Annotated in this window: 23 protein-coding genes and 1 tRNA gene; 13 read left to right on the top strand and 11 right to left on the bottom strand. The window is 71.1% G+C overall.

The features are described from left to right. Positions 1–164: 164 nt before the first annotated feature. Complete coding sequence (locus tag AC08OU_RS10125; RefSeq protein WP_476599359.1) at positions 165–596, top strand: MarR family transcriptional regulator; 432 nt, start codon at positions 165–167, stop codon at positions 594–596. 36 nt (positions 597–632) lie between these two features. Here AC08OU_RS10125 and AC08OU_RS10120 read toward each other — a convergent pair whose 3' ends face one another. Next, positions 633–1,646 carry a Gfo/Idh/MocA family oxidoreductase gene (locus AC08OU_RS10120; protein ID WP_476599357.1) on the bottom strand — a complete coding sequence of 338 codons (1,014 nt, stop codon included), beginning with the start codon at positions 1,644–1,646 and terminating at the stop codon, positions 633–635. Between the two features lie 253 nt (positions 1,647–1,899). Here AC08OU_RS10120 and AC08OU_RS10115 point away from each other — a divergent pair, with 253 nt between their 5' ends. Next, positions 1,900–2,565, top strand: a complete 666-nt coding sequence (locus AC08OU_RS10115; RefSeq protein WP_476599355.1) for a 2'-5' RNA ligase family protein — start codon at positions 1,900–1,902, stop codon at positions 2,563–2,565. Here the strand turns inward: AC08OU_RS10115 and AC08OU_RS10110 are convergent. Together AC08OU_RS10110 and AC08OU_RS10105 are read right to left on the bottom strand one after the other, a co-directional pair. Continuing rightward, the gene (locus tag AC08OU_RS10110; protein ID WP_476592308.1) at positions 2,532–3,032 is read right to left on the bottom strand and encodes a winged helix-turn-helix domain-containing protein; all 501 of its coding nucleotides are present in this window, start codon (positions 3,030–3,032) and stop codon (positions 2,532–2,534) included. The two genes, AC08OU_RS10115 and AC08OU_RS10110, sit on opposite strands and share 34 nt — an antisense overlap. 373 nt (positions 3,033–3,405) lie before the next feature. Then, positions 3,406–3,486: a putative leader peptide gene (locus AC08OU_RS10105; protein WP_347272474.1), complete on the bottom strand. Its 81-nt coding sequence runs from the start codon at positions 3,484–3,486 to the stop codon at positions 3,406–3,408. 207 nt (positions 3,487–3,693) lie between these two features. On the opposite strand from AC08OU_RS10105, the gene AC08OU_RS10100 reads away from it, so the two are divergent. Further along, the gene (locus AC08OU_RS10100; protein ID WP_476599353.1) at positions 3,694–4,596 is read left to right on the top strand and encodes a sulfotransferase; all 903 of its coding nucleotides are present in this window, start codon (positions 3,694–3,696) and stop codon (positions 4,594–4,596) included. Positions 4,597–4,639: 43 nt separating this feature from the next. Next, the gene (locus AC08OU_RS10095; RefSeq protein ID WP_462186991.1) at positions 4,640–4,981 is read left to right on the top strand and encodes a DUF2530 domain-containing protein; all 342 of its coding nucleotides are present in this window, start codon (positions 4,640–4,642) and stop codon (positions 4,979–4,981) included. Positions 4,982–5,009: 28 nt separating this feature from the next. Here AC08OU_RS10095 and AC08OU_RS10090 read toward each other — a convergent pair whose 3' ends face one another. Then, complete coding sequence (locus AC08OU_RS10090; RefSeq protein WP_476599351.1) at positions 5,010–8,561, bottom strand: sacsin N-terminal ATP-binding-like domain-containing protein; 3,552 nt, start codon at positions 8,559–8,561, stop codon at positions 5,010–5,012. Between the two features lie 133 nt (positions 8,562–8,694). Between AC08OU_RS10090 and AC08OU_RS10085 the strand changes: the two genes are divergently transcribed. The 3 genes from AC08OU_RS10085 (at position 8,695) to purM (ending at position 12,490) form a co-directional block, all read left to right on the top strand. After that, complete coding sequence (locus tag AC08OU_RS10085) at positions 8,695–9,507, top strand: sterol carrier family protein (RefSeq protein WP_476599350.1); 813 nt, start codon at positions 8,695–8,697, stop codon at positions 9,505–9,507. Positions 9,508–9,761: 254 nt separating this feature from the next. After that, a complete protein-coding gene (gene purF, locus AC08OU_RS10080) occupies positions 9,762–11,384 on the top strand; it encodes an amidophosphoribosyltransferase (RefSeq protein ID WP_476599348.1) in 1,623 nt (540 codons plus the stop codon). Then, the gene (purM, locus tag AC08OU_RS10075) at positions 11,381–12,490 is read left to right on the top strand and encodes a phosphoribosylformylglycinamidine cyclo-ligase (RefSeq protein WP_462203108.1); all 1,110 of its coding nucleotides are present in this window, start codon (positions 11,381–11,383) and stop codon (positions 12,488–12,490) included. Before purF ends, purM begins: the two co-directional genes overlap by 4 nt. Before the next feature lie 252 nt (positions 12,491–12,742). Here the strand turns inward: purM and AC08OU_RS10070 are convergent, their stop codons facing one another. Then, positions 12,743–12,949: a DUF3073 domain-containing protein gene (locus AC08OU_RS10070; protein WP_011434572.1), complete on the bottom strand. Its 207-nt coding sequence runs from the start codon at positions 12,947–12,949 to the stop codon at positions 12,743–12,745. A 348-nt stretch (positions 12,950–13,297) separates the two neighbouring features. Next, on the bottom strand, positions 13,298–14,368 hold the full coding sequence (locus tag AC08OU_RS10065; protein ID WP_476599347.1) for a Leu/Phe/Val dehydrogenase: 1,071 nt from the start codon (positions 14,366–14,368) through the stop codon (positions 13,298–13,300). 223 nt (positions 14,369–14,591) lie between these two features. Here AC08OU_RS10065 and AC08OU_RS10060 point away from each other — a divergent pair, with 223 nt between their 5' ends. The 4 genes from AC08OU_RS10060 to AC08OU_RS10045 all read left to right on the top strand — a co-directional run bounded on the left by AC08OU_RS10060 (position 14,592) and on the right by AC08OU_RS10045 (position 17,401). Then, positions 14,592–15,422 carry a DUF8083 family protein gene (locus AC08OU_RS10060; RefSeq protein ID WP_462186996.1) on the top strand — a complete coding sequence of 277 codons (831 nt, stop codon included), beginning with the start codon at positions 14,592–14,594 and terminating at the stop codon, positions 15,420–15,422. A gap of 152 nt (positions 15,423–15,574) precedes the next feature. Continuing rightward, positions 15,575–15,781 carry a developmental transcriptional regulator BldC gene (gene bldC, locus AC08OU_RS10055; RefSeq protein WP_006540950.1) on the top strand — a complete coding sequence of 69 codons (207 nt, stop codon included), beginning with the start codon at positions 15,575–15,577 and terminating at the stop codon, positions 15,779–15,781. Positions 15,782–16,339: 558 nt separating this feature from the next. Beyond that, positions 16,340–17,122, top strand: coding sequence for a hypothetical protein (locus AC08OU_RS10050; protein ID WP_476599346.1), 783 nt, complete (start codon positions 16,340–16,342; stop codon positions 17,120–17,122). A gap of 206 nt (positions 17,123–17,328) precedes the next feature. Beyond that, positions 17,329–17,401: transfer RNA gene (locus tag AC08OU_RS10045), tRNA-Glu, on the top strand. A 447-nt stretch (positions 17,402–17,848) separates the two neighbouring features. Here AC08OU_RS10045 and AC08OU_RS10040 read toward each other — a convergent pair. The 4 genes from AC08OU_RS10040 to vapB all read right to left on the bottom strand — a co-directional run bounded on the left by AC08OU_RS10040 (position 17,849) and on the right by vapB (position 19,602). Next, positions 17,849–18,307: a type II toxin-antitoxin system VapC family toxin gene (locus tag AC08OU_RS10040; protein WP_462186983.1), complete on the bottom strand. Its 459-nt coding sequence runs from the start codon at positions 18,305–18,307 to the stop codon at positions 17,849–17,851. Beyond that, positions 18,297–18,566, bottom strand: coding sequence for a type II toxin-antitoxin system Phd/YefM family antitoxin (locus AC08OU_RS10035; protein ID WP_476592458.1), 270 nt, complete (start codon positions 18,564–18,566; stop codon positions 18,297–18,299). Before AC08OU_RS10035 ends, AC08OU_RS10040 begins: the two co-directional genes overlap by 11 nt. 392 nt (positions 18,567–18,958) lie before the next feature. Next, the gene (locus AC08OU_RS10030; protein ID WP_476599345.1) at positions 18,959–19,384 is read right to left on the bottom strand and encodes a PIN domain-containing protein; all 426 of its coding nucleotides are present in this window, start codon (positions 19,382–19,384) and stop codon (positions 18,959–18,961) included. Then, complete coding sequence (gene vapB / locus AC08OU_RS10025; protein WP_462186980.1) at positions 19,381–19,602, bottom strand: type II toxin-antitoxin system VapB family antitoxin; 222 nt, start codon at positions 19,600–19,602, stop codon at positions 19,381–19,383. Before vapB ends, AC08OU_RS10030 begins: the two co-directional genes overlap by 4 nt. Before the next feature lie 165 nt (positions 19,603–19,767). Between vapB and AC08OU_RS10020 the strand changes: the two genes are divergently transcribed. Beyond that, positions 19,768–20,142 carry a hypothetical protein gene (locus AC08OU_RS10020; protein WP_476604745.1) on the top strand — a complete coding sequence of 125 codons (375 nt, stop codon included), beginning with the start codon at positions 19,768–19,770 and terminating at the stop codon, positions 20,140–20,142. A 215-nt stretch (positions 20,143–20,357) separates the two neighbouring features. Here AC08OU_RS10020 and AC08OU_RS10015 read toward each other — a convergent pair whose 3' ends face one another. Further along, positions 20,358–21,236: a hypothetical protein gene (locus AC08OU_RS10015; protein WP_476599341.1), complete on the bottom strand. Its 879-nt coding sequence runs from the start codon at positions 21,234–21,236 to the stop codon at positions 20,358–20,360. A 72-nt stretch (positions 21,237–21,308) separates the two neighbouring features. Between AC08OU_RS10015 and AC08OU_RS10010 the strand changes: the two genes are divergently transcribed. Next, the coding region (locus AC08OU_RS10010) for a glycosyltransferase family 2 protein (RefSeq protein ID WP_476604744.1) at positions 21,309–21,802 on the top strand (494 nt) is incomplete at its 3' end.

Genomic DNA, 21,802 nt, shown 5'->3' with positions numbered 1-21,802 from the left:
TTTACCTTCGGGGGCCGAGCCTTCGGGGGCCGGAGATCGCGAGAGGCCTCCTGTGGTGGTGGGTCGGCTGCCGCTGGGGGGTAGCCGACCCGCCTCCTGCTGTTTTCGGCGGTTCGCCAGAATGTCATTCGTTTCTGAGTGTCGCTAACGAGTACCGTCGTGAGATGGAGACCGAGACGGCACGTGAGGCCGAACTCGCGTCCGCGCTGCGCCTGTCGGTGATGCGGCTTTCTCGGCGCATGCGCCAGGAACGGTCGAGCCGGCTCACCCCCACGCAGACTTCCGCGCTTGCTACGCTGAAGCGGCATGGCCCCATGACGCTCGGGGAGATCGCCGTCCACGAGCGCGTCCAGCCGCCGTCGATGACCCGGGTGATCGCGCATCTGGCCGTCACCGGGCTCGTCGAGCGCCGGCCGCACCCCACCGACGGCCGTCAAGTGATCGCTGAGGTGACCGAGGCGGGTCGAGCCCTGCTCGAGGACGACCGTCGGCGCCGGGACGAATGGCTGACCGATCGGCTGGCCGAGCTCTCACTCGAGGAGATCGCCGCGCTGAACCGCGCCGCACCGATCCTGGACGCGCTTGCCGGCTCGTAGGCCGCCCGCCGATCCGAGCATCGTTCCAAGCGCCATTCAGAGCTCCACCCAACCGCCCCGCTGATGGGAGGTCTGCGCGGCGGCCATCAGATGGTTCGCAGTGAGCAGGTCGTGGAAGGTGGCGCCGCGGACCAGCCGGGCGTCGTCGAGTTCGGTGGCGCGCACCACGTCGTAGGTGGCCTCCACCAGCCCCGGCCGGGAGGTCGGCACGGTCGGCATCATCAGATCCCGGATGCCGCTGCCGTCCTGGCGGCGGACCAGACGGCCCTGGACGACGATGCGTCCGGAGTCGCCGCACACCGTGAGGGTGGCGGTGCCGAGGTCCCCGCCCATCTGCTCGTTGATCAGAACCGTCGCGCCGCTCGCCGCCAGCAGGGCCAGCGTCACCGGTGCGTCCGGGGTGAGCGCCGGGGCGGGCATCGCGGCCGGATCGGCGCAGACCGCGAGGATCTCGCCGCACCAGCGCGTCGCCAGATCGATGATCTCGACCCGCCCGGCGGGCCCGTTCGGCGCGCCCACCACGGTCATCTGGGTGAGCCGGCCCAGGGAGGGAACGGTCGCCGCGACGTGGGTGGCGGCAGGCCAGGCCCGCCCGTCGAGCGCGACCACGTGGGCGAGATCACCCTCCTCGGCGAGGTCGGCGACCGCGCGCAGGGCCTCGGCCTCGACGGTCGCCGGCCCGGCCAGGAGCACGTGCAGGCCGATCTCGGCCGCTTGCCGGGCGACGATGTCGGACGCGGGCGGCGGCATCTCCACGCAGACCGCCTCGATGTCGTCCGAGAGCAGGGTGAGCAGATCTGCGTACGCCCGTCGGACACCTGCCTCGGCGGCCCAGGCCAGGGACTCCAGCGGTTCCGGGGCGAGGAGACCGACGACGTCGACCCCGGCATCGCGCAGCACCTCGGCGGTGGTGCTGTCCGAGCCATCGGTGACCAGGGCCATCGCGAGGGGCAGGTCCGGCTGCCGCCGGCGCACGACGCGCCGCAGCTCCCGCCATGCCTGAGAAAGGGCGGGATCGCGCGGCGGCACCAGATCGGGGAGCGTCGTCACAGCATTGATAGTGCTCCCCGTCTGGTGGCGAGGGTCGCCGGTCAGCCCGATTGTCGCCGAGAATCGACCGGAGGCCGAGCGCTCGCCATCCGAGCCCGGAGCAGGTCCGTGTCGCACTGTTCGTCTCGTCCCAGGGAGACTGTCGTCCCAGGGAGAGGGAGCCTGTCATTCCAGGGAGGTTGTCGTTCCAGGGAGGTTGTCGTTCCAGGGAGGTTGTCGTTCCAGGGAGGTTGAGCTGGCGACCAGACTGTTCGTGGCGGCCGTCCCACCCCCCGAGGTCGCCGAGGCGCTGCTCGCGGCCGTGCACAGGACGCGCGCCGCGGCGGCGGATCTGCGCTGGACCACGCCGGACCAGTGGCACGTCACGTTCGCCTTCCTCGGGCCAGTGCCGGACGACCGGCGCGCCGAGTTCGACGCGAGACTGGCGCGGGTGGCACGCCGGCACGGCCCGTTCGCCGTCGAGACGGTCGGTGGCGGACGGTTCGGCGACCGGGTGCTGTGGACCGCGGTGCGGCAGCCACCGCCGGTGACCGCGGACGCATCCGTCGACTGCATTGCCGCAGCCGCAGCCGCAGCCGCCGGTGACGTGGCAGGCTCGCGAGCCAGCCCACGCCTGACGGCGCTGGCAGTGGGGGTCCGGCGGGCCGCCGAGCGTGCCGGGGCGGCCGGCCGGGACACCCGTCCGCTGCGCGCACATCTGACGCTCGCCCGGGTGCCGAACGGGCGCGGGCGGGCACTGCAACCGCTCGTCGAGCTGTTGCGTGCCGATGTCCCACCGCTGCCCTGGAGCGTCGAGCGTCTCATCCTGATGAGCAGCTCGGGCGGCGGCGAGTCCGGATCATCCCCCACCTACCGGGCGGAGACGGTCTGGGACCTCGTCGGCGGTCAACCGTCGGTCGAGGGATCCGCCGGGCGGTAGCGGTAGCCCACGCGGCGGATGGTCTCGATGCGATCCCGGTGCTCCGGGCCGAGCTTGCGTCGCAGCCGCGTCACCAGGACATCCACCGTGCGGATATCGGGAGCCGACTCGTCGTCGACCTGATGGCCCCAGACCGAGCAGAGCAGTGCCTCCCGGCTGTACGCCTGCCCGGGATGGCGGACGAAGAAGTCCAGTACCTCGAACTCCAGGTAGGTCAGCTGCAGGGCCCGGCCGTCAACGGTGGCGAGCCAGGCGGTGCGGTCGACCCACACCCCGCGCCGGGGCGGCGCCGCGATCTCCCACTGGCCGGTCCGGAGGCCGGCGCCGGGCGTGTGTGCGGGCGCCGTCGCGGGCAGGGATGGTCTCGGCAGGGACGGTCGTGGAAGGGACGCCGCCGGGACGGACGCCGCACGGGCGGGCGCGGTGCGGGGCGTCCGGTACGGGAGGACGGTCGTCTGTGGGGGCATTGCTGGCCTTTCGGTCAGGTTTCTCTCGGTCACCGAAGATCGGGCGGGCGGCGAGATGCCGTCGACGTGTCAGCGTTCTGGACGGTGGGTGTTCTGGACGGTGGGTCCGCCGGGTACGCGGCGCGGTGGCGCGAAGATGGTGGCGGTGCCTCTCACCGTCGGCGGCGGGGGAGGGCGGGGCCGATGCTGTTCGGGGGAGGTCGGCATATGCAGCTACCAGCGATGACGCTGCCCGGTGGGGCTTTCCTGGCGATACTCGCCGGTTCACGCGAGACGAGGCAACGTCGGTCGACAGGCGGTGGTGTGTCCTAGTAAAGCGTCCGGATCGGCTGACGCTTCGTGAAGCGCCGTGCGGGAGACAGACGCCTGCCCGTCAGGCCGCCGGACAGGCGGCCGAGGCAACGCGGAGCAGATCAATGTGGCCCCGGGTGACCAGGATCAGCCGCTTCAACACAAGAGCAACGGAAGCACACTGCTTCGGCGGTTGCCAAGCATTGAAAAGTATGACTTATCTCACTTCTTGGTCTTTCGGTTGGATCTGTGGTGCATGGCGCAGGCCGTGGAGGTCCCGGGATGTCAATCTTCCCGATGGAAAATCGTGAATATACTCACGGGACTGTTCCAGGAACCGCGGCCGGGGACGTCGGGAACAGGAGATGCCGTGGCTCTGCCTGATTTCTTCGTGATCGGTGCTCCCGACGCGGGTACGGAGGTCTTGCACGAGGAACTCGGCCGCCATCGATCCGTCTTCATGTCCGAGATCCCGCAACCGGGGTACTTCCTGGCCGGGCGCATCCCGGAAAGCGGGCTCGATGTCACCACGGCCGGCCGGGCCGGCGTCGTCTGTTCCGCTTGGGACGAGGCCGGCAGGAGTGCCGGCCTTCCGGGCTGTGTGGCTTGCGCCGGGCCGGGCGAGCGATCACTTGTCCGTCGGCGATCCGACTACGAGGCGCTGTTCGACGCGGCTCCGGCGGGCGCGGTGCGCGGCGAGAGCACCCCGTATTATCTCGCCGACTTTACGGCGTTGCGGCATATTCACGAACTGCTTCCCTACGCGAAGCTCATCGTCGTTCTTCGCGATCCGGTGGAGCGGGCCTACGCGAACTGGGTCCGGATGCGGCTGGCCGGTCTTGAGGACCTCGACGATTTCGGACGTGCCGTGGCCGCCGAGGCCGCCCGGACGGCCGCGGGCTGGCCCTGGCCGTGGCGCTACCTGGCTCTGGGCAGGTACGGTACGCAGCTGCAGCGGCTGTTCACGCTGTTCCCCCGCGAGCAGGTACTCCTGACGGCGCACCGCGATCTGATCGGGGATCCCGCCGCCGTCATCCGACGAGCCCACGGTTTCTTGGGGGTCAAGCTGGGGGTCGAGCGCCGAGGCCGACCCGGACTACCCGGGACGTCCGTGCCGGCGCTCCCGTCCGTGCTGGCTTTCCCGGCCCCCCGGCTGGATCCGGCGATCGGGGCCCGGCTGCGGGACGGGTTCCGCTCCGACATCGCCCTGCTGAGCGACGTGACGAGACGCCGGTTCGACGAGTGGCTCGTCGAACCGGTGGACGACTCCTGACCAGCACCTTGGCCCGCGAGCCAAGAGGGTAGCGTCGACCGGGATGAGCGTGTCAGCAAGCAGCGATTCCACGGGCGGTGCGCACGCCCCCGAGGTCCCGCCCGTCCCGGGGGGCGGCGAGCCCGCCGCCGCGACAACCCGCCCGCCCACGCCCGAACCGTTGCCCTACGACGGGGTCGCCTCCGTCGCGGTGGGAACCGTGCTGTGGGCCATCGCCGCGCTGGTCCTGGCGTTCTTCCTCGACGATCTGCGGGACGACGGCCGGCTCTGGTGGTTCGCGACGGCGATCTGCGGCTTCGTCCTCGGGCTCGCCGGCCTGTGGATCGTGATCCGCCGCCGCAACCGGCTGCGGGCGCGGGGAACCCCCGACCACACGGATCGATAGTCCAGCGACCGGAACCCACCGGCGCGGCTCAGGTCTCGTCGAGGTCGTCCTCCGCGGCTCGGAAGGCGGTACCGTCAGGGTCGCGCAGCGCCGCGGCCAGCGCATGCCGCCGGTCCCACTGCCCGCCGCGCCAGGCCAGGGCCCGCGCGAGCGCGTCCGAGCCGGCCTCGGCATCCACGTAGATCTCGCCGCCGATCCCGCCGAGTACCCGCCAGGGCACCCGGGTCGGCCGGCCGGCGAGATCCTCGACCAGCAGCGGGTCGTGAACCCGGTACGGTGTGCCGTCCGGTGCCTGCCGGGCCTCGCCGGGGCCCGCCGAGACGATCTCGCAGGTGCCCGCCTCGGCGGCGAGGCGCACGCCGAGGACGTGGGCCACCTCGGCCGCCCGGTCCAGCGGGAGACGCAGCCCGAAGCGGTCCGCGCCGAGCAGCCCCAGCATGTCCGGTGCGTCCACCACCACGACGTCGGCGCAGGCCCGGACGCCGTCCGGGGTGCGGACGGTCAGTGGCGGGTCGAACCGCCCGTCGTGGGCGGAACCGTCCGGCGCCGTCAGGACCCGGGCCACCGCGTCGACCGCGGCGATGTACAGCGTGCGAGCCGCGGGCCACGGTACGTCCCGGTCGGCGTCGCCCAGCCGGTCGAGCAGGTCCATCACCGCGCCCAGGTCGCCGAGGACGTCCTCCAGCGTCAGCCGGCAGCCGAGGTGGCGCAGGAACTCGTCGTCGACCCCCGGGAGCGGTGCCGCCGGCGCGAACAGCCCGGTGAGCAGGGGGTCCGCGTCGGGTAGGACGAGCTCGCCCGGAGGCAGAACCCTGCCGTCCCGGTGCGCCGGGTGTTCCGCGGAGTGGGGCGCCCGGCCGTCGCCACCGACGGGCAGCACCGCGTGTCGCGCCAGCCACCAGCGCGTATAGGACGGCTCGGGGGCGAACACGACGTCCCGCAACGGTGGTCGGGCGAGCTCGGCGAGCGCCTCGGGCCAGGCGGCCCGGTCGACGAGTTCGAGGTCGCGTACCGCCGCGAACACCCCGATCATGGCGGGTGCCGGTGGCCCGTCGGGAGGCGGCCGACGCAGGTTCGCCGAGCCGCCCGGCGCACCGTGGTCGTCCGCCGTGACGTCGTCAACCCAGGTGTCGCTGTCGTCGAGGTCGAGCAGGATCTGCTCGTCGGGATCCAACGGCAGGTCGTGGGCGTGCAACACCCCGAAGGTATGCAGCACACCGACCTTCGCCAGCACCTCGGCGGGCCAGGCCCGCGCGACCTCGGCGCTCAGGGTGCCGAAGGGTGCGTCCTCGGCGAGCACCCGATCCAGGGGGCCTCCCTGGATCAGCAGCTCGCCGGCCGGGGTGAAGCCACCGTCGCCGTCCGGCAGCAGCAGCTCGTCGAGCCAGCTCAGGTCGGCCGTGGACTCCTCGCTCGCGTCCCGGGCCAGCGCCAGCACCGCGTTCGCCAGGGCGGTGAGATCATCGGGATCGTCCTCCGGATCGGCGTCCAGGACCGCCTCGCGTACCGCCGCATCCCGTAGGACACCCGCCGGAGTGCCCTCAAGCGCGCCGAGGGTGCGCAGGGCATCCCGCGCCGCGTCCTGGGCGCAGGCGTCGGGATGTACGACCCGCAGCGGCAGCCCCGATCGGGCCAGCGCGACGATGTCGAGGTCGGCGGTGGGCAGCAGGGTCCCACGCGGACCGGTGACCATCCGCGTCCGCAAGGCGCTGGACCCGGCTGCGCCGCTCGGCTCGGTGCCCTCCCAGGGCGCGGGAACCTCCGCGACCGGTACTGGAAGCGCGCCGAGCGCGTCCCGGTCCGGCGCCCCGACCAGGAGCGGATAGAGACGTCCCCACCAGTGTGGCGGGCGGGACACCCCGGAGAGCAGCTCGACCAGGGCGGCGCTGTCCACCCGTCGAACGCCCAGGGTGGAGAGTGCGGTACGCCACCGGCGGGCAGCATAGGCCGCCGGGAGCAGGCCGGGAACCTTCCCAGCGACCTTCGCCGCGACGGTGTCGTCACCATCCGGACCCGCCCCGTCCGTGCCGGCGATCTCGGCCGGGTCGGTCCCGGTCCAGGCCTCGGCCAGGTCGGCCCCGGTCCAGGAGGAGCGCAGCAGCTCGGTGACCACATCGGTCGCGGGGCCGAGATCGCAGACGGAACAGTCCCGGCCACGCAGACCGCCGGGCAGTAGCGCCGCGTCCGGGAGAAGTCGGGTCAGCGCGTCCCGTAGCCTGCCGTCGACCTCGCCCACCGGCAGCCCCGTCGGCACGAGGGCCAGCGCGGCCAGCGGGTCGCCAGGCGTCTCGTCTGGATCTCTGCCGGCGTCTGGATCCCTGCCGGCGCCCAGGTATTCGGCCAGCGCCACGGTGGCTGCGCTCAGCTGATCGGTGAGCCAGTCCCGTAACGGACCCGATACCGTGTGTCGACGCGAGGGATCCAGTGGCAGCTCGACGCTCGCCAGGATCGGCAGCGAGATCGGTTCGTCCGTCGGCTGAGGTGCCCGCACGACCCGGGCGACGCCCTCGGGCCATCCGCCGTCGCGGACCATGACCCGGGCGGTGAAGCGGTTCCGGCCGCGCTCCTCTACCGGGCGGTCGGCCAGCAGGCTGGCCGGGATCATGCCGCTACGGGCGATGCCGCGCCATCGCTCGCCGTCGAGATCGCCGTCGAGCTCGGCGATCTCCACACGCGTCGACGTCGCGCTCGACGCGGGCTGGGATGAGCCGCCCCCGCGGATCCATCGACAGGTGATCGTTCGAACGGTCCCGTTGACGTCGACCACGATCTCGCTGGGACCGCCGAGGACGAGCGGCAGGGTCGGATCGAGCCCGGCCAGCAGATCCCGGGCCGCCGTGGCCGCCGCGACGTCCCGCAGCGGGAGGCGGACCACGGTGTCGTACCCGTCCGGCGGTGCAGGCGGCGCGGGAAGATCGAACGGTAGCCGGAGGATGGGTACCGCCCCGTCGCGCCGGGCCAGTTCTTCGGGCAGGCCCGGCGCCGGCGCCGGCGCCGTGGTGCCGGCGCCGCCGCCCACCCCCGCGGCCGTCACGGCCTCGATCACCCTGCTCTTCGACCAGGTGACTCCGGACGCCCCCGCGCCCGGGCGGGACCGGGAGACGATCGAGGGATCGTCGCTCACCGCGAGTACCGCGGCGAATCCGGCGCCGAACCGCCCTACCGACGTGGTGTCCCGTTTCGCCGAGGCACGCAGGGTCGACAGCGCCTCCACCCCCGCCGGGCTCAGCGGTGCCCCCGTGTTGGCGATCTCTAACAGGCCGCCGGGACCGGCGCCGGTCTTCGAAACATCAGGAGCATCCGGGGCAGCTAGAACGTCCGGTGCATCCGACTCCGAGGCGGAGGTGCGCAGCCGCAGGTACACCCGGGCCGGGACGCCGGCCTCACGCGCGGCGTCGACCGCGTTCTGCACAAGTTCGACGACGAGGCGGTCGCGGTAGGCGCCGAGAGCCGCGTCCTCCTCGGCATTGGCGTCTTCCCGGAAGCGGGCCGGGGAGGCGGCCCAGGCGTCAAGAACCCGCTGCCGGATCGCGGCGGTTCCGTACTCGTCGGCGGGAGCGCGCGGGATCGTCACTGGCACCCGTCCATACTCGTCTTCCCGCCCGGCAGGGCGGGGGGTCGGGTCCGGCACACCGGCGCGCGCGGACGGCCGGATACGACCGCGTACCGGTTTGTACTGGGTGGTACCTGGTGGTACCGGGCAGGATGGAGGGATGCCACCCCGCGGACGCCGCCAGGATCCCCTGGCGACCGGTACCGAGCTGGCCGCGACGTTGGCGGACCAGTGGCAGCGGATCGTCGATGCGGTGAGTGTCCTGCCCGACGGGACTCTCGGGGCGCCGAGTCCGCTGCCCGGCTGGATGGTCGGCGACCCCGTCCTGCACGTCTCCCGCTCCGCGACCGCGCTCACCGAGGCCCTGGCCCCCGCGGTCCCGGCGTCCCGGCGCACGACGGATCTCGTCACGGCGAGGGATCTCGTCACCGCGAGCGGCTACCTGACGGGCGCCGGAACCCGGGCGGAGGCCGTCGCGGACACCGCCCGCTCGCTGGCGGCAAACCGTGGGCCGGCCGAGATCAGAGGCCGGCTGGCCGGCGAGGTGTCGGCCGCGGTGGCCGCCATGGCCGCGGCGACTCAGGAAGCGGTGGTCCCGACGCCGGGCGGCCCGATGCGACTGGCGGAGTTCCTGCGCACCCGAGCGGTCGAGGCGGTGGTGCACGGCCTCGAGCTAGGCGTCACGCCGGCCCGGGGGGCGCTCAAGGCGGCGACGAAGGTGTTCGCGGAGATGTTCGCCGAGCGGGCACCCGGACGCTCGGTGGAACTGCGGGTGCCGCCGTTCACGGCCGTGCAGATCGTCGAGGGTCCACGCCATACCCGGGGCACACCGCCGAACGTCGTCGAGGCCGAACCTGTCGCCTTCGTCCTGCTGTGCGCGGGCCGCCTGCCGTGGGCCGAGGCGGTGGCCGACGGCCGGGTCGCGGCCAGCGGCGAGCGCGCCGACCTCAGTTCCTACCTGCCCCTCCTGTAGGTGCGGGTTGGCTGGGCCGGATGATCTACCAGGGACGATCTGGTCCGTCCGGGGCATGCGCGCACAACGGCCGATGCGCGTCCTCACTGCTAGCGTGGTGGGAGGTAGCTGCCGGGGCGAGGCGGTGGTCGGAGTGGTCGGAGTGGTCGGCGCGTCTCGGCACGTCGGCGGACGAGCCCGGCACCTCAGTCCCGCATGGTCCCGCGCGAGATCGTCCGCATTCTTCGGTATCCCTGACCTGTCGAGGAGTCCTGGTGCCAGACGTCGCACCCCGCTTCGGCGCCATCCCCGGATGGGAATCCGACCTCTCCGACGAGCCGGGGCCGCGTGACGCCTGTGGTGTGTTCGGGGTGTGGGCGCCCGGCGAGGACGTGGCGAACCTGGCCTACTACGGCCTGTACGCGCTGCAGCACCGCGGTCAGGAGGCCGCCGGCATCGCGGTCGGGGACGGCCGGACTGTGGTGGTCTTCAAGGAACTGGGGCTCGTCGCTCAGGTCTTCGACGAGGTCACCCTGTCCAGCCTGAGCGGCCATGTGGCGGTCGGCCACACCCGGTACTCGACGACGGGCTCTTCTACCTGGGAGAATGCCCAGCCGTCGTACCGCACCGCCCGCTTCGGCGGCCCCATCGCGCTCGGGCACAACGGCAACCTCACCAACATCGTCGAGCTTGCGCGGACGCTCGGCGCGGAGCGGGACCGCCTGCGGGCGACCACCGACTCGGACCTCATCACCGCCATGCTCGCCGACCATCCCGGCCCGACCCTCGTCGACGCGGCGATGGACGTGCTGCCCCGCCTGACCGGGGCCTTCTCGCTGGTCTTCTCGGACGCCTCGACGCTGTATGCCGCCCGGGACGCGCACGGGATCCACCCGCTCGTGCTCGGCCGGCTCGACGGCCATCCCGACGGCGCGTGGATCGTCGCCAGCGAGACGGCTGCCCTCGACATCGTCGGCGCCACTCTCGTGCGGGAGATCGTTCCCGGTGAGCTGGTCGTTATCGACGCCGAGGGGATGCGTTCTCGCACGTTCGCCCGGCCCGATCCGCACGGCTGCCTGTTCGAGTACGTCTATCTCGCCCGCCCGGACACGTCGATCGCCGGACGCTCCGTGCACGCCACCCGGGTCGACGTCGGCCGGCAGTTGGCCCGCGAGGCGCCGGTGGAGGCCGACCTGGTCATCCCCGTGCCGCAGTCCGGGGTACCCGCCGCGGTCGGCTACGCGGAGGAGTCGGGCATCCCGTTCGGCGAGGGCCTGGTCAAGAACTCCTATGTCGGGCGCACCTTCATCCAGCCCTCGCAGACGATCCGGCAGCGCGGGATCCGGCTCAAGCTGAACCCCCTGCGGGACGTGATCGAGGGGCGTCGCCTCGTCGTGGTGGACGACTCGATCGTCCGCGGCAACACGCAGCGCGCGCTGGTGCGCATGCTGCGGGAGGCCGGCGCGGCCGAGGTCCACATCCGGATCTCCTCGCCGCCGGTACGGTGGCCCTGCTTCTACGGCATCGACTTCGCGACCCGCGCCGAGCTGATCGCCAGTGAGGCCGGCATCGAGGAGATCAGAACCTCTCTCGGGGCCGACTCGCTGGCCTACGTCTCGTTGGAGGGCCTCATCGAGGCCTCCCGCCAACCGGCCGGCACGCTCTGCCGGGCCTGCTTCGACGGCGTGTACCCGGTTCCGCTGAACGATTCTGACAAGCTCGGCAAGCATCGGCTGGAGGCGACGGGCGGCGCGGAGACCACCGATGACATGATCACCGAGGCGCTGCGACGCGGCGTGACGCTGGGCATGAACGGTGCCGATCCCTCCCCGGACAACCACGACGCCGAGCCCGAGCTTGAGCCCGAGCCCCAGCCGGCCGGGGTGAGGCCCGCATGAGCGGTGGATTGAACTCGTACCGGGCGGCCGGGGTCGACGTGGCCGCGGGCGAGCGTGCCGTCGAGCTGATGCGTGGTCACGTTGCGCGCGCCACCCGGCCCGAGGTCGTCGGTTCGCTCGGCGGATTCGCCGGCCTGTTCGCGCTGGACACGGCGCGGTACCGCCGGCCGCTGCTCGCCTCGTCGACCGATGGTGTGGGTACCAAGATTGCCGTTGCCCGGGCCCTGGACACGCACGGCACCGTGGGTATTGATCTGGTCGCCATGGTCGTCGACGACCTCGTGGTGTGCGGCGCGGAGCCGCTGTTCCTGCTCGACTACATCGCGTGCGGCTCCCTGGTCCCCGCGCGCGTGGCCGAGATCGTCTCCGGCATCGCAACCGGCTGCGAGCAGGCGGGGGCGGCGCTGGTCGGCGGGGAGACCGCCGAGCACCCCGGGCTCATGGGTAGCGACGACTACGACCTGGCCGCGACGGGGGTCGGGGTCGTGGAGGCCGACGACGTGCTCGGGCCGGAGCGAGTCCGGCCCGGGGACGTGGTGGTCGCGATGGCATCATCCGGCATCCACTCCAACGGCTTCTCGCTCGTACGGCATATCTTGTTCGGTCCCGTCGATTCTGGCCAGCCAGGTGGGATTCCCGAGACCGCGCGGGAGGATCTGGAGTCATACGTCCCGTCCCTGGGGGGCACGCTGGGCGCGTCCCTGCTGGTTCCGACCCGCATCTATGCCCGGGACTGCCTGGCGCTGGCCGCGGCTGTCGAGGTGCACGCCTTCGCCCACATCACCGGCGGCGGTCTCGCGGCGAACCTCGCTCGGGTCATCCCGCCGGGCCTGCTGGCCACGGTGGACCGGGCGTCGTGGTCAGTGCCCCCGATCTTCGGTCTGCTCGCCGAGCGCGGCGGGGTGACCCAGGCGGACATGGAAGCCACCTTCAACCAGGGAGTCGGCATGGTAGCGGTCCTGCCGGCCACCGCGGTCGCCGACGCTCTCGCGCTGCTCGCCGCGCGGGACGTGCCGGCCTGGGTGGCAGGGGAGGTCGGCGCGGCGGGCGCTCCGGAGCCAGCCGGCGCGGCCAGAGCCCGGCTCGTCGGCCGGCATCCACGCTGAGGCGGCCCCTCCGGGGGCAGCACGTCCGGGCAGGGCAACCCCCTGGGCAGGGCAACCCCCCGGGCAGGTTGGGCAACCTGTCCGGGCAGCCTGGGCTGATCAGGAGTGAACTGGCGAAGAAGCATGCAGCGCAGCCAGGATCACGGCAGCACGTTATGGCGGTGGGAGCCCGGGTCTGAGCCCGGACGACCACCATCGGCGACGACCACCGCGGTGAGCCTGCCGCGGTGAGCGACTACCGAAGCGACGCTGTCAGCGGGAGGAACGTCGATCGTCCTCGTCGTCTGCGTAGGCGTCGTATCCGTAGTCGTCATCTACGTACGAGTCGTCGTTGTTGTTCTCGCGCGTCGAGCCCGCGCCCAGATCCGCCTTCAATCGGTCGAGATCCATAGTGGGCGAGTTGTACTTGAGCTCGCGGGCGACTTTCGTCTGCTTGGCCTTAGCTCGGCCGCGCCCCATGGCTCGACCCCCTCGAACATGACGACGGGGACCCGCCCCGGTGCTCTCACTGTCTCGTGCTTCCCGAGACTACAGGGACCGGAGGCTTCTCGGCACGCCAACCCGACAGTTGCCTGTCCCCGGACAAGGTGCCCGCGATCGGAAACGGTGTATGAACCCGCTTGTCCGGTGGGTTCGATCGGGGATATCTGCTCGTCCCCGCCGTCGGCGGCCCGTTTGACGGGGCCTAGATGTGATCATCGTCACCTGTCCCCGTTGACGTTCAGGCCTCCGCCGGGCGGGTGATCGTTCCTGGTGGCGGGGGTGTGCCTCGCCCCCACGGTGTGCTTCGCCCCACCCCGGTCGGCATCAGGGCAGCAGGATCCCCCGCAGGCGTCCCACGTCGGTCATGCGGCGTTCGGCGAGCCGCTCCGCGGCCTCGGTCGGGGTCACCCCCTCAGCTTCGGCGAGGCGGAACACCTCCGAGGTGGTGTCGAAGATCTGCGCGGCCCTGGCCCGGGCCCGCTCCGGCGAGTAGCCCTCGATCTCGTCCGCGACCTGGATCAGGCCGCCGGCGTTGACCACGAAGTCGGGGGCGTACAGGACTCCGGCGTCGGCGAGCTGCCGCCCGGCCTCGGGCTGCGCGAGCTGGTTGTTGGCGCCGCCGCAGACAACGCCGGCTCGCAGCCGGCGGACGGTCTGCACGCTCAGCGATCCGCCCAGCGCGCAGGGGGCGTACACGTCGACGTCGAGGTCGAGCAGGTCGTCCGGGTCCGGCACGGTCTCGGCCGCCGGAAACTCCACCCGCAGCCGGGCCAGGGCCACCGGGTCCACGTCGCCCGCGACCACCGAGGCGCCGCTGTCGAGGAGATGCCCGACGAGCCGCCGCCCGACCTTGCCGACTCCCGAGACCGCGACGCGGCGCCCCGCCAGGCTCGGCGTTCCCCACCGGTGCCGGGCGGCGGCGCGCATGCCCTCGAAGACTCCGTAGGCGGTCAGCACGCCGGAGTCGCCCGAACCGCCGTGCGCCGGTGACCGTCCGGTCACCCACCGGGTTTCCCGGGTGATGATGTCCATGTCCGCCACGTAGGTACCGACGTCGCAAGCGGTGATGTACCGGCCGCCCAGTGAGGCGACATGGCGGCCGAAGGCGCGCAGCAGCGGCTCCGACTTCGCGACGGCCGGATCACCGATGATGACGGCCTTCCCGCCGCCGAGGTCCAGCCCGGCGCAGGCGGCCTTGTAGGCCATCGCCCGGGACAGGGCGAGGGCGTCCGCCAACGCGACCTCCTCGTCGGCGTAGGGGTGGAAGCGAGTACCGCCCAGCGACGGCCCCAGCGCCGTCGAGTAGACGGCGATGATCGCGTGAAGACCCGAGGGACGGTCCGAGCACAACAGCACCTGCTCATGGTCACAAACGGCGCTGAACAGGGACGACATGGCGCACCTCTCTCCTCGGGGCCTCCGTGGGGCACGCGGCCCCCACCGCCCTGATCCCGCGCCGCGGGCCGAACCACCCGCGCCGCGCCCAGGGCCCGCAGATCGTGTCCTGGCGAACCCTACGGCGCTGGTAGGCCGGACGGCTTGTGTGCGGACGTGCCAGGATCCAGGGCATCCGCGTGGGTGTCGTCGGTCGGATCGCGCGCGGTACGTGGGTCCTGAGGTGCCCGTCGTCTCCCCCGCGGCGTATCTGCGGGTGTACGAACCGCTCGCTGCCTTTCCCGCGGCCGAACGTGGCCGCTGGCAGCGTTACGCCGCCGCGGGGCCGCCGTCGCGCCGGGCCGGTTCCCGCCGGGAGCGGGTCCTGGCGCTGGTCGCGACCGTCCGTCCCACCCTTGACGTCGCCGACGAGTCGGCCTTCGTCCAGTGGATCGACGGTCTGATGTTCGTCTGTCCGTGGTCGACCCAGCTGCGGGTGTGGCAGGCGGCGCTCGAGTTCCGCGGCCTGATGCCCGACCGCGTCGCGGAGGCGTTCCTGCCACGGCGGATCATCGAGCCGGCCGAGGTCGAGCTGGACCGGTGGAAGGCCCGCCGCCCCGCGCTCAAGGTCCACGTGCAGACCTGTACCTGGATGGTGCCACCGCCGTGGTTCCTGCTCTTCGACCCGGCCGAACGGTCCCTGGTCACGGGGGACACCGCCGAGCGGTCCATGATCTACCGCACCACGATGAGCCTCGCCAGACGGCGGGCGGGCCGGGCGGTGGAGGCGGTGGAGGCGCTGCGGGCGAGCTCTCCGGACGCCCCGGGAGTCGAGGGCGTCGGCGAGCTGGCCCGTTGGCTGGGGTCCTTCCATCCACAGAGCAGGGTCGAACTGGACTACGACGGGCTAGTTGACCTGCTGGACGATGACATGCTTCGGCGCGACAACTCTGTAGAGGACATCGTCGAGGCTGTCAGTGCGTTACGCCGTGGGCGAACAGACCTAGCGGTCGAAGCCTACGAACGAGTCCTGATGAGGTGGAGGCCCCTGCAGGCACGGGAATCCGCGAGCTGATCGGCGCATTCTGTTAACTGAGAGTTGCCGCCCGCTTCGGACGAGCTGTGACTAGTCAGTAGATGGTCCTGACGTGCCATGTCCGAAATGCCCCCGAAGGATGCACGATCTGTATGGGACGGAGCGACGCTCTGTGACGGGAGGCCAACGCAATGACGACACGAACGCCAGACGCTGAGCCGCTGCTGACGCCCGCCGAGGTTGCCACGATGTTTCGGGTGGACCCGAAGACCGTGACCCGGTGGGCGAAGGCCGGAAAGCTGACGTCGATTCGGACCCTGGGCGGTCACCGCCGGTACCGAGAGGCGGAGGTGCGTGCCCTGCTGAAGGGAGTTCCGAGCATCGGAAGTGACATCTAGGTTCGCGCCAACCTGGCGCGTTGCACGAGCCCCCTCCTCTCCTCGGGTACGGGTCCTCGGGTGCGGGCCGCACGGCTGACAGTGCGAGGGTGTCGGTCGTGAGTCCCACGGAATAGGGCCGAAGGTCTCGAGAGCGGTTGATCGTCCCGTATCGGACGACAGCCGGAGGCTGCGGTATCACCATCGGGCCGCTGATGGAGGGGTAGATAGATCCAGGCGTCGGGTCGTCCGGCATGTGGGTGAGCCCATGCGTCGGGGTCCTGTCCCGCCGACGTCCCGCGTCAAGGACCACCTCCGCACCGGGAGGGCGCTGGGTGGACCTGCTGGGGAACCGGCGGACGGCTGTTACGGCTGTCCGCCGGTCTCGTCGCGCTGGGCCGAGGCACTGGACGGACAGCCGAGGCACTGGACAGCCGAGAGGCTGGACAGAGATCGCTGGACAGAGATCCGAGCTGCCCGGAGGTTGATCATCGTCGGACCGCCGCCTGGCGCCGTAACCCGCCCGGCACCGTGACGTCGGGCGGCGCCGATGACCAGGGCTGGGGGCGGAAGTCGGCTGTGCCCGGTTTCCGGCCCAGTACCAGCGCCTTCCGGTTCACGAACAGCTTCGCTCCGCAACCGTTGCTGGCCGTTTCGGCGCCATGGTCGACTCGGCGGCTGGGCCTCGGCGACGCCAGCCGGGGCCTGTGCGGCGGGATGATCTACGCTGTGCGTGATCTGTTCGAGGCCGGAATCGGGCCGCCGCCTGACGTCGTGGCGCCGGCCGTCGGGTCCCCGCTGTACGCGTACCTCGTCCGCCGCCTGCTGGAGAGCTTCGACATCCCGCGGGGGGTGGCCCGCTACTACCGGCTCATGCAGGGTGCCGACGCCGACGCCAACCGGGGGATCCGGGTCCGGCCGGGGGCCGCGCGGACGAGCCTGGCGGACGAGTGGCCACGGATCCGGCTCGATCTGGACGAGGGGTTGCTGTCCCCGATCGGGATCATCACGGTGCGGTCCTCCGATCCGCGGCTGCTCGGCCTGAACCATCAGGTGCTCGCTTACGCCTATGTCCAGGCCGGAACGTCGATCACACTCCGTGTCTATGATCCGAACGCTCCCGGGGACCGGGCCGACGAGGTCACGCTGAGTTTCGATCTCGCCGAGGTCCATGGTCGCGGCGATCCCGCCGGGCCGGCGCGGATCGAGCACTCGATCGCGATCGGGGGGCGGCCGGTCCGAGCCTTCTTCCGTTCCCGCTACCGATGGGTCGACCCGCGCCGCGCCATCGCGCCCGCGGCCGGCCGCCCCGCGGGGCAGGAGGCGCCGCCGGGCCGTTCACGCCTGGAGAAGGGTCGGTGACGCGGCAGCCGGGTGGCCGGGCAGTCGTCGGGCAGCCGGGTGGTCGGCTGGCCGGCCAGGGGAGCGTTCCCACGGGGATGCCGAGCGGTCGGGATGGCCCGGGAAGGGTTTGTCGTCCGACCGGGCCATCCCCTATGCTTGCGGTGTTTCAGACGATCGACGTCGCGGCTGGGCGGATGCGCAGCCTCGCTGAGGGTCGTCGCCGCGCCCCCATCGTCTAGCGGCCCAGGACGTCGCCCTTTCAAGGCGGTAGCACGGGTTCGAATCCCGTTGGGGGCACGGATAGTAGTTAATAGGTTATTTTGTGTAACAAGCCGAGGTGCCTCCGAGCGGCAGCGATGACAACAAATTGATCGACTGCTTCTTCAAGTTATCAATCATGCCGTCCGTAATGTCAGATTATGTGACATTCATTCCTGATGTACCGCGGTGCAAGGCCCTCGCCGCCTTGGTTGCACGGGGGAGACCTCGGCGATGATCCCCGTTGAGCCAGCGGCCGGATGCAGGTGTGTCATCTGGGCCAGGCCCCGGAGGAACTTCAGTGGCGACTGTTCGAGATCACCCAGCTCACCGTGCGTCTCCATTCGGACAGTGACCGCGTCACCCTTCACATCAAACTGCCCAGCGACTACCAGCGCCCACCGCCGAAGGGGCAACGGCCAGCCGGCCGGTGAGATCCACCCGGATGTGGCCTGTCCGGGCCCACCCGACGACAGTCCTGAGCGCTTACCGGTCGCCGGGGGTCTTGGAGCGGGTGACGGGGACGACGGTGAGGAGATCGTCCAGCCCTGTGAAGTCGTCGGGGTTGGTGGTGTACAGCGGTAGGTCCTCGGCGATCGCGATAGCGGCGATCATCAGGTCGGCCACGCGCCGTCGGGGCTTGCGGCCGGCGCTGATCACGGCAGCGCAGACCCGGCCATAGATACGGGCGGCTTCCGCGTCGAACGGGATCGCGTCGAACTCGTTCTCCGCGCGCTGCAGCACATCCAGCCGCCGGGCCCGTTCGGCGTGCTCGTCGTACTCGTTCTGCTCCTCGTTCCGGCGCACCTCGTGCGGGCCCGCGGACAGCTCCGCCAGCGTGACGGCGGTGATCGCCATTTCGGCGGGCAGCTCCTCGGGATCCACCCATCTGCGCAGGATCATGATGTTCGTGTCGAGCAGCCCCTGCGCGTGGTCACCGGCCATACGGGTCGTCCGCTTCCTGCTCTGCCGTGGCGTCCTGGTCGGCGCGGAAGGCGTCCAGGGAGATGCCGGGGGCGCTGCGGGACATCGCCGCGAACTCGCTGCGGGACACAAACCGCCTGCGGCGCCGCAAGGGGACCAGTTCGCCGATCTGGTGTCCGTCACGAGTGACCGTGAACGCCTGGCCGCTCTGGACCGCGTCCATGATCTCCTTGGACCTGCTGCGCAGGTCACGCTGGGTGATCTCAGGCTGTGCACTCATACACGTATGATATCCAAGCGGTGCCACAAGGTGCTACCTGGTGGCACCTTGTGGGATGCGGCAGTGGAAGGACTCCGGGATGTCGGTAATCGACCTCACTGCCGGCCGGGAGTCCCGTTCGCACGCGCATCCGTTCCGATGCCGTGGGGATACGGCCGGCACGGCGTCACCGGGCCGTTCTCAATGGCCCTTGACACCTGCACTATTCTGTGTTGGTTCCCGTTGGGGGCACACTTCGATCAGCAGCCTGAAGCGCTTGCCTACCAGGCGTTTCAGCCTCGATGTCCCCCTGGGGCCGTCCGGCTCGCGCCGGTGAACTCCGGTCGGCTGTGCCGAAGTGACGCCGAAGTTCGGCGGCGGCTACCCGTGGGTGGGCGGGCTCCTCCTGGCCGCTACGACAGGCGGAGTCGCTCGGTGGGCTGCCCGGTGACCGTGGCGATCAACTCGAAGTCCTTGTCGACATGCAGCACCACAAGCCCGGCCAGCTCGGCCGTCGCAGCAATGATCAGATCGGGGACGGACGGCGCGCGATGGTGCCCGAGGCCGGCGAGCAGCCCTTGAACCTCCACGGCCCTGGACTCGATCCGGGGCGTCACGTTCTCGACGGGCATCGCCGAGACCGGCGGCCGGCGTAACCTGACACGAAGATCATTGACGGATCTCGCGGAAAAGCCGACCTCCAGAATCGTGACCGTCGTGATACGGACCAGACCTCGCTGGATACGGGACAGCCACAGGTCGGCATCGGGACTCTCGCTCAGCCGGACGAGGGCGGACTTGTCGACAAGCCAACGCTGCGTCTCGGCCGTGGTGGTCACGTCCAGGCCTGCCGCATGACCTCGGGGTCGCTGAGATCACGAAACGCGGCGCTGAACCAGCGCAAGTCGTCCAGGGTCACCGGGGCTATCGAGCGCGCCGCGTCCTGGGCGAGTTGCCGGCGAAGGTACTCGTTGCGAGACAGGCCGAGCCTGGCGGCATGAGCCTCGACGGCGGCCAGCACGTCATCGGGTACGTCACGAATGAGCACGTCGGACATCGACCGCACCTCCAAGGGCTGAACCTGCAGGCGATATCCAATGCTATCAGGACCCGACTGCCCGTACCTGACCGCGTCGCCGCGTCGCCGCGTCATGCCCGGCAGGGCCGAGCCCGGATGGCTTGGCTTCGGACCTGGAAGCACGGTCGACTGTCGATCTGGCCCGTGGTCAAGCCGATCATCGGGAGCGGGCCCCTCGGCCCGGGCGTCGAGGTGCTTCGCCAGTTCCGGGACCTGGGAACCAGTTCCGGGACCTGGGGAGGTGGAGAGGGGCGCGACGGCGCGCGTGAGGCTCAGGGCCTGCTGGTCCTGTCCGGTGGGGCGCCAGGGTCGGGCTGGTGTCGGCCGGTGATGATCCAGGTGCCGGCGATGATGAGGGACGCGAAGAGCAGGAGTCCCGCGCCGAGGATGGTGAGCAGGATGGCCCGGTCGCGGAAGGTAAGGATCCCGGTGAGGGTGATCTGGAGTGAGCCGACGGCGAAGGCGATGGCGGCGGTGAAGACGGTGACGAGTTCGACGGCGCGGATGGCGGAGGTCTGAAGGGTCCAGCGGAGGTCGCGGTTGGCGGTGTCCTGGTCGCGCCAGCGGGTCTGCTGGCTGGTGGTCCATTCCGCGAGCTCCAGCCCTTTCTGGATGATGTCGCGTTCGCGTAGGTACTACTCCTGGAGGAGTTGGGAGTCGAAATGAAATAACTTGCGCGTTTCGAACCCTCCACAGGCCTGTGAGCTGCGATGATGCTCTCGATCACGTATTTGTTACTTCATTACGTCCCCTTGGTGGCTGATCCGGGTGCCGATCGCGGGTAGCAGGCGCAGCGCGGTGTCGATGGTGGCCAGCGCCTCGGTGTAGTCGCCGCACCTGCGTTGACCGCACGCGAGGCGGAACCGGAAAAGATGATCGTCGGGGAACTCCGCGACGGCGTCGGTGGCGCGCTGGCGTAGCTGTTCGCCCTGGCCGGGGAACGGTGGGGCGGCTCCCAGGGCGTTGAGGCAGACGTCGACGACGGCACGGGACCGGGGGACGGCGCTCCAGGCCGTGTCGAGGAGTTCGAGCGCGTGGCTGGTGGTGATGGTGCGGCTGCCGAACGCTGCGAACGCATGGAGGCCGGTGAACAGCGGGTCGTCGCGGTGGTGGCCGGCGGCGACGGCCAGCAGGGAGGATTCGAGGAACTGGTGGAGTTCGTCGAACCAGAAGTTCGCGCGTAGCTTGCCGGCGTGGTACAGCGCGGCGAAGTAGCAGATGTCGGTGGAGCCCTGGAACGCCTCGACGATCCGGCCGGTGGCGAGGGTGAGGTCATGGCGGGACTCGACGGTGTCCTTGGTGATGAAGGCGTAGCCCAGCGACCACTTCTCGATGATGCCCGGGCGGGTCGGGCCGTCGGTGTGGTCGTGCAGCCAGCGGGCGCAGCGGGCCGCGACCTCGACGGTGGGCTCGCGCAGGAACCTGCGGCGCCAGTACCGGTCGGCGCAGATCAGCCAGGGGTCGGTGACGAAGTCCGCCGATGGGATCCGGAAGGGGGGTTCGATGTTCGCGTCGATCAGCTCGGCGGCGACGTCCCCGCAGACCCGGTCCAACTCGCGGGAGTCGGCTGAGGCTGCCTGACCAAGCCGCGCATTGATCGATGCGACGTCCATGTGCCCCCTCCGTCAGATCTTCTCCGGATATGTACCACACGGCTGCGGGGCGGATCGGTACATACTGCGAACATGCGGGTCGATGTGGTCACCGCGGTACACGCCGAGTACGCGGGCTACCTGCCCGCGGCGTGGGATTCGCTGCACCGGCAGAGCCATCCCCACTGGACGTGGCGGGTTCAGGTCGACGGGTCGCCCGACGAGGTCCTCGGCGCGCTGACCGCCTGCGGAGCGGCGGGCGATGGCCGGGTCCGGATCGCCGCGCACGGCACCCAGGAAGGCCCCGGGGTCGCCCGCAACATCGCCCTCGGCGCGTGCACCGCGCCGCTGGTCCAGAACCTCGACGCCGACGACGAGCTCGAACCCGACGCACTCGCCGACCTCAGCGACGCGCTCGCCGCCCATCCCGCGGCCGGCTACGCGGTCGGCCATGCCCGCGACCTGCACGCTGACGGCACCCTGCGCACCGCGCCGCTGGCAGTGCCCGCCGGGCCGCTGGCCCGCGGTGCGCTGGCCGTCGCGTGGGCGTCCGCCTTACCCGACCGCACCCTGCAACCCGTGCACCG

The organism is Frankia sp. CcMO1 (assembly GCF_977945845.1).
The sequence above is the reverse complement of the archived record's forward strand: the minus strand, read 5'-3'. Positions and strand labels throughout refer to the sequence as shown.

Bases quoted from the DNA above. Each gene is read 5' to 3' on its own strand.
- AC08OU_RS10125 (WP_476599359.1), top strand. From the start codon at position 165: ATGGAGACCGAGACGGCACGTGAGGCCGAACTCGCGTCCGCGCTGCGC.
- AC08OU_RS10110 (WP_476592308.1), bottom strand. From the start codon at position 3,032: ATGCCCCCACAGACGACCGTCCTCCCGTACCGGACGCCCCGCACCGCG.
- AC08OU_RS10095 (WP_462186991.1), top strand. From the start codon at position 4,640: ATGAGCGTGTCAGCAAGCAGCGATTCCACGGGCGGTGCGCACGCCCCC.
- AC08OU_RS10085 (WP_476599350.1), top strand. From the start codon at position 8,695: ATGCCACCCCGCGGACGCCGCCAGGATCCCCTGGCGACCGGTACCGAG.
- purM (WP_462203108.1), top strand. From the start codon at position 11,381: ATGAGCGGTGGATTGAACTCGTACCGGGCGGCCGGGGTCGACGTGGCC.
- AC08OU_RS10070 (WP_011434572.1), bottom strand. From the start codon at position 12,949: ATGGGGCGCGGCCGAGCTAAGGCCAAGCAGACGAAAGTCGCCCGCGAG.
- AC08OU_RS10065 (WP_476599347.1), bottom strand. From the start codon at position 14,368: ATGTCGTCCCTGTTCAGCGCCGTTTGTGACCATGAGCAGGTGCTGTTG.
- bldC (WP_006540950.1), top strand. From the start codon at position 15,575: ATGACGACACGAACGCCAGACGCTGAGCCGCTGCTGACGCCCGCCGAG.
- AC08OU_RS10040 (WP_462186983.1), bottom strand. From the start codon at position 18,307: ATGGCCGGTGACCACGCGCAGGGGCTGCTCGACACGAACATCATGATC.
- AC08OU_RS10035 (WP_476592458.1), bottom strand. From the start codon at position 18,566: ATGAGTGCACAGCCTGAGATCACCCAGCGTGACCTGCGCAGCAGGTCC.
- vapB (WP_462186980.1), bottom strand. From the start codon at position 19,602: ATGTCCGACGTGCTCATTCGTGACGTACCCGATGACGTGCTGGCCGCC.
- AC08OU_RS10015 (WP_476599341.1), bottom strand. From the start codon at position 21,236: ATGGACGTCGCATCGATCAATGCGCGGCTTGGTCAGGCAGCCTCAGCC.